Origin of the sequence: Methanosarcina spelaei (assembly GCF_002287235.1) — an archaeon.
GTDB lineage: Archaea > Halobacteriota > Methanosarcinia > Methanosarcinales > Methanosarcinaceae > Methanosarcina > Methanosarcina spelaei.
This window is the reverse complement of record NZ_LMVP01000447.1, coordinates 1-324: the sequence shown is the minus strand read 5'-3', so window position 1 is coordinate 324 and position 324 is coordinate 1. Positions and strand designations below refer to the sequence as shown.

General features: G+C 38.0%; 1 protein-coding gene. It reads left to right on the top strand.

Annotation, left to right across the window (positions count from 1 at the left end; genetic code table 11):
• Nucleotides 1-324 (top strand): PKD domain-containing protein (locus tag ASJ81_RS16425; RefSeq protein WP_141241777.1); only part of this gene is annotated, 324 nt, incomplete at both ends.

The following is a 324-nucleotide window of genomic DNA, read 5'->3' as shown; positions in this document are numbered from 1 at the left end:
CATCAGGAAAAGCACCGTTAACAGTTACCTTTACTGATAAAAGTACAGGAACACCAACGAAGTGGCAATGGAACTTTGGAGATGGATCAAAGTCATTCGTTCAGAATCCGACTCATAAGTATTCCAAGTCAGGAGTATATACTGTTAGCTTAACAGTAAAGAATGCTAAAGGCAGCAACACAGTAACAAAAACAGATTATATAACAGTGATAACAAAGCCTATTGCAAATTTCACCAGCAGTGTTACATCAGGAAAAGCACCATTAACGGTTACCTTTACTGATAAAAGTACAGGAACACCAACTTCATGGAAATGGAGTTTCG